Genomic DNA, 5,006 nt, shown 5'->3' with positions numbered 1-5,006 from the left:
TATCAATGAATGAGAAAAGCCCCGGGGTTCGCGGCGGTGCGTGCAGGCTGTGTTGACGAATCGAAGAATTGTTGAGCAGAATGGAGTTTGCTGTGTGCGTAAGGGGCGGGTCGAGCGTTTCTGTCGACCCACCTCGGCGACATATAGCTCAACACATGCTCGAATCATCGCGGCAATCGGCCGCCCGCAAGCAGAAAGCGAATGAATGATCATCACCGGACTGATCGTCGGCTTGGCGCTCGGATTCGTCCTCCAGCGAGGACGATTCTGTGTCACCGGAGCCTTCCGCGATCTCACCCTGACCGGGAACACGCGGTGGTTCTCGGCGCTCATCCTCCTCATCGCCGTCCACTCGATCGGGCTGTTCCTGCTCAACGCACTGGGCGTCATCTCCCTGGAGGCCTCACCGTTCCCCTGGCTGGCCACGATCATCGGCGGCCTCATCTTCGGCTTCGCGATCGTGCTCGCCGGCGGCTGTGCCACCGGGACCTATTACCGGGCCGGTGAGGGGCTGGTGGGCAGCTGGTTCGCGCTGATCTTCTATGCGCTGACATCTGCTGTCATGAAGCTGGGGCCCGGTGCCTCGTTCACGGAGGGCCTGCGTTCGATCACGGTCGAGAGCGGCACGCTCCAGGCCTCGACAGGACTGAGCCCGTGGGTCTTCGTCGCAATCCTGTCGGCGATCGCCGTGTGGGTCACGGTTCGTCACAACCGCAAGAACACGACTCCTCTGGCGACCCTTCCTCCGCTCAAGACGGGCCTGGCGCACCTCCTCACGGAGAAGCGCTGGAATCCGTTCGCCACGGCCGTGGTCATCGGCATCATCGCCACGATCGCCTGGCCGCTGTCGGCAGCGACCGGACGCAATTCGGGCTTGGGGATCACCACTCCCTCGGCGAATCTGACGGGCTACCTGGCAACCGGCGATGCCTCGCTCGTGGACTGGGGTGTCATGCTGGTCATCGGCATTCTCGTGGGATCGTTCATCGCGGCGAAGGTCTCGGGTGAGTTCCGGATTCGGGTCCCCGACCAGGCCACCGTGGTCAAGTCGATCGTCGGCGGAGTCGGCATGGGCGTCGGCGCGGCGATCGCCGGCGGCTGCACCGTCGGCAACGCCATGGTCTCGACCGCACAATTCGAATATCAGGGCTGGGTCGCGACCTTCTTCATGATCGTCGGCGCAGGAGTCGCAGCGAAATTCACCATCAAGTCGGGGCCGCGGACAGGTGTCGCGCAGCCCGCGGAAAGCAAGGTTGTATGAAACAGGTACTGGAGACAAACGGACTCGTCTGCCCTTTCCCCTTGGTCGAGGCCAAGGATGCAATCGGTGGAATGGACAACGGAGATGAGCTCGTCATCAACTTCGACTGCACCCAGGCCACCGAGGCGATCCCACAGTGGGCGGCCGAGAATGGCTACCCCGTGACCCACTTCGACCGCACCGGTGACGCCAGTTGGACGATCACCGTGCAGAAGGCCTGATCGGCCACAGGCCTCCCCGTGGTCACCTGAGCATCCCCGCTGTATGAGCGGCCCTGCGAATTCGCAGGGCCGCTCGCGTTTCTGTGAAGTTCGGGCTGCGCAGAATCCGCCAGATTCTGCTGCGCTGTCATTCCTGTGCCGAAAAGCACAGGCGTGATAAATGACTGTAATGAAAAAGTAATTGTATGATAATTGTCAAGTCACCATTTCTGGTGTTTGTGCACATACGTGCTTTTCCAAGGAGTCTCAATGCCGCAGTCCTCGACGCGTTCACGCAAGTTCAAAGCCATCCTCGCCGGTGGCATCGTCCTCGGTGTCGGAGCCGCGGTGACGCTGGCTGCCTGGACGGACAACGAATGGGCCGAAGGAACCTTCGGTGCCGGTTCGTTCAACGTGCAGGGAAGCACGACGGGCGCTGAGGACAGCTTCACCGACCATGAGAGCTCCGAGGGCGCCGCGTCGTTGAGCTTCGATCTCGACGGCGGCGACAACCTCTCGCCCGGTGACACCGTAGCGGCCCCTTTCGTCCTGCGGCTCGACGGTGAAACCTCCTACGACGCGAGCGTGGTCCTCAACAACGCTGCGGGAAGCGGCGACAACCCCGCTGCCTTGACGTATGAGATAGTCACCGTGGCCGACGCCGCAGCATGCAGCGCGAGCGCGACGGGCGACTCGATCGTTCCCGCTGGCACAGCACTTGGTTCCATGGCCGGTGCCCAGGACTTCGCTCTCACAGCCGGTGCCGATGCGACTGCGGGCGCACCCGTCACGCTGTGCTTCAAGGTCACGGCCGATGACACACTGGCCCAGGGTCAGGACACCACGGCCCAGTGGCAGTTCACCGCGACCTCGGCTGAATAGTCAGACCTGTCTCCGTGAGATTCACCTCGGGTCCGTTGCGTGACCCCAATCCGCCTGAGCGGGTCTCCATCGAGGCCCGTTCAGGCGGTCGACGGCAGAACCGAGCGCGCGAGCAAAATCAGCGGCGGTTGCGCAATCGCCGAATCAAAGCTGTTCTTGCGGGCGGCCTGGTCTTCGGCATCGGTGCCACTGTAACCCTAGCGGCCTGGACCGATACCGAAGCAGCTTCGGGATCATTCGAGGCCGGCACGTTCAACATCGATCTGTCCGTGGACAAGACGTGGGGCAACAGTCGTGAGATGACTTTCAAAGCCACGGGAATGTACCCGGGGTCGAAGGTCTACGCTCCCGCCTACGTGAGGACTACGGCCGCCACCACGATGAAGGGGCAGATTCAGGTCGTGGGAAGCGGTGTCTCCGGATCGGCGAACACCATCGCAGAATCTCTCGAGTATCGCACCGTGACGCGGTCGTTCCCCTCGGCGGCCGAGGCCTTTGCCTCTCCCTGCGATGCCTCGGCGTTCGCCGGTTCACCGACGTTTGTCTTCGGCGGAGGTGCCTCCAAACAGCCGTTGAGGGCGTCTGCCACAAGTTCGGCCAAACAGACGGTCAGCCCCGTAGCAGGATCGGTCCAGGCCTACTGCTTCGAAGTCGTCCTGCCAGCCTCCACTCCGAGCGCTGCGCAGGGAACGAGCGCCGCCCATACCTGGACGTTCAACGCCGAGTCCGTTCCGGCAGGGTCCTGATGGTGCCTCAGTGTGAAGCTGGTGCCAGGAGCCCGGCGGCGTGGCTCGGCGAAGCACTGCTCAATGTCCTTGCAGCACTGGGCGCCGTGTGCATCGCCCTCGTCATCCTCGGCTTCGCCTTCAACGTGTCGATCATGATGTTCAAAACGGGTTCCATGACTCCGACGATCACCGCTGGGTCGATCGCATTCGTCCATGAGATCCCCGCCGAGGAGATGGAAGTCGGGGACATCATCACCGCCGACCGCGGTGAGAAGGTGCTTCCCGTGACGCACCGCGTGACATCGATCCTTGGCGCTGACTCCGGGCAGGTCACCTTCGAGATGAAGGGCGACGCCAACGAAGCGAAAGACCCCGAGCCCTACACGGCAGAGACCGTGCGAAAAGTCATGTTCTCGATACCCAGTGTCGCCCCAGCCATTCAGTCCTTCCGCGATCCCTTCGTGCTCGGCGGCATCACGATCGCTGCTTCTCTGCTCGTCGTCTGGGCGTTCTGGCCCAGACGTGAAGAAGACGAAGACGGTGATGAGATCGCCGAGGCGGGTGAGAGTACACCCGGCAAGGCCGCGGCCGCGCTGCGTCAAGAATCCCAGCCAGCCATCACCCGCTCACCGAAGCACGCCCTCGCCCTCCCTGTCGTAGCGCTGTTGTTGGCAGCCAACAGTGGTCCGTTCGCAGCTTTCGATCCAACGGCGACAGTGCCCGCAGTTGCTTCCACCGCCGCCACCGACACCACCACAACCAACGCCGCCGCCGAGGCGCGCGGACAGTACCTGCGGATGCGCGCCTTCGGTGACGAGTCGGAGATGCTCAACCTGAGCCCTGGAGAATCTGCGAACTGGACCGTTGACGTCTGGGCTGACGCGACCGAACCAGGGACCGTGGAGTTGGCGATAGGCTCCGGGCAGCTGACAGAGGCGATCACCGAAGAGCTGCTCGTCAATGTCCGGGCTTGCGCGGAGATCGTGTCGATGAACAAGTGCGCAGGCGGTGGCGAAGAGCTGATCCACCATACCCCGCTCAATGATCTCGGCCCAGCTCCCGGGAACGATCGGCCACTTCTCGACATGCGAAGTGACGAAAAGCGCCGAGTGCAAGTGACAGTCACATTGGCCCTGGACGCCAATCCCAAGGACGTTGCCGGCCAGCGAAGCAGTGTGCGGCTGACTGCGACCGGCCAGGGAGAAGAAGTTTCGCTGGGCCCCGGCGATCCCGATGATCCCGACACTCCCGGCGATCTCCCGCGAACCGGAATCGAAGGATGGCTGTGGATCTTGTTGGTCGCCTGCGCACTCATCGCAGCAGGATTCGTCGTCGTTGTACGAACACGAGGCCGGGGGAAGTCATGACTCACGATCACAGGCATCGGCCGCTTCGAAGTCGGCGAATCCGTGCCCTCATCGCAGGACTCGCCCTCGTCGTGCTCGTACTCGGACTATCGGGTGTGCGCTCCACGATGGCGGGGTGGACGGACTCGGAGGAGGCATCAGGGTCGTTCTCGGCTGCGACGGTCCCGGCGCCTGTTCTGACTAATAAATGCCAATATAGATCAGGTGTCGTCGATCTTGGAGCCCGAGTCCGAATCTTTTGGAAGCTGCCGGCTGGCTATCAACTCGATGACATCGTCGTAGAAGCGTCCACCAGCGGCCTTGGTTCCGTGCTGGCTCCGATAACTGGGTTCTATCTATCGCCGAACACGACCTCCAACGGCGGCGGCAAACATACAACAGACGTACCTACAGGTCTCCTCGGCGGACTACTTGGTACGGGGGACGAATTGGAAATCGCGTTCTTTGCCAAGCATGAAAGCGGTTGGCGATCAAAGCCCGCCGCCATCGCGAGCAACGCTGGACTGCTCGGGAGCGGAAACTGCCGCAACCTGTCTTAAACCCCCACCACAGTCTCCGCCCCATCCGC

Annotated in this window: 5 protein-coding genes; all 5 read left to right on the top strand. The window is 62.6% G+C overall.

Annotated features, from left to right (window positions below):
- Window positions 1-205 precede the first annotated feature (205 nt).
- The 5 genes from L0G76_RS13950 (at window position 206) to L0G76_RS13930 (ending at window position 4,438) form a co-directional block, all read left to right on the top strand.
- Window positions 206-1,261, top strand: a complete 1,056-nt coding sequence (locus L0G76_RS13950) for a YeeE/YedE family protein (protein WP_304357769.1) — start codon at window positions 206-208, stop codon at window positions 1,259-1,261.
- Window positions 1,258-1,482: a sulfurtransferase TusA family protein gene (locus tag L0G76_RS13945; protein WP_101598479.1), complete on the top strand. Its 225-nt coding sequence runs from the start codon at window positions 1,258-1,260 to the stop codon at window positions 1,480-1,482. The genes L0G76_RS13950 and L0G76_RS13945 overlap by 4 nt, the downstream gene beginning before the upstream one ends.
- A gap of 249 nt (window positions 1,483-1,731) precedes the next feature.
- Window positions 1,732-2,343 carry a SipW-dependent-type signal peptide-containing protein gene (locus L0G76_RS13940; RefSeq protein WP_304357768.1) on the top strand — a complete coding sequence of 204 codons (612 nt, stop codon included), beginning with the start codon at window positions 1,732-1,734 and terminating at the stop codon, window positions 2,341-2,343.
- A 128-nt stretch (window positions 2,344-2,471) separates the two neighbouring features.
- Window positions 2,472-3,089 carry a SipW-dependent-type signal peptide-containing protein gene (locus L0G76_RS13935; protein WP_304357767.1) on the top strand — a complete coding sequence of 206 codons (618 nt, stop codon included), beginning with the start codon at window positions 2,472-2,474 and terminating at the stop codon, window positions 3,087-3,089.
- Entirely contained in the window at window positions 3,089-4,438 is a 1,350-nt protein-coding gene (locus L0G76_RS13930) for a signal peptidase I (RefSeq protein ID WP_304357766.1), read from the top strand. The genes L0G76_RS13935 and L0G76_RS13930 overlap by 1 nt, the downstream gene beginning before the upstream one ends.
- The last annotated feature ends 568 nt before the right edge of the window (window positions 4,439-5,006 follow it).

Origin of the sequence: Brevibacterium picturae (genome assembly GCF_030453725.1) — a bacterium.
Taxonomy (GTDB): Bacteria; Actinomycetota; Actinomycetes; order Actinomycetales; family Brevibacteriaceae; genus Brevibacterium; species Brevibacterium sandarakinum_A.
The sequence above is the reverse complement of the archived record's forward strand: the minus strand, read 5'-3'. Positions and strand labels throughout refer to the sequence as shown.

Coding starts and splice junctions, on each gene's coding strand:
- L0G76_RS13950 (WP_304357769.1), top strand. CDS start 206: ATGATCATCACCGGACTGATCGTCGGCTTGGCGCTCGGATTCGTCCTC.
- L0G76_RS13945 (WP_101598479.1), top strand. CDS start 1,258: ATGAAACAGGTACTGGAGACAAACGGACTCGTCTGCCCTTTCCCCTTG.
- L0G76_RS13940 (WP_304357768.1), top strand. CDS start 1,732: ATGCCGCAGTCCTCGACGCGTTCACGCAAGTTCAAAGCCATCCTCGCC.
- L0G76_RS13930 (WP_304357766.1), top strand. CDS start 3,089: ATGGTGCCTCAGTGTGAAGCTGGTGCCAGGAGCCCGGCGGCGTGGCTC.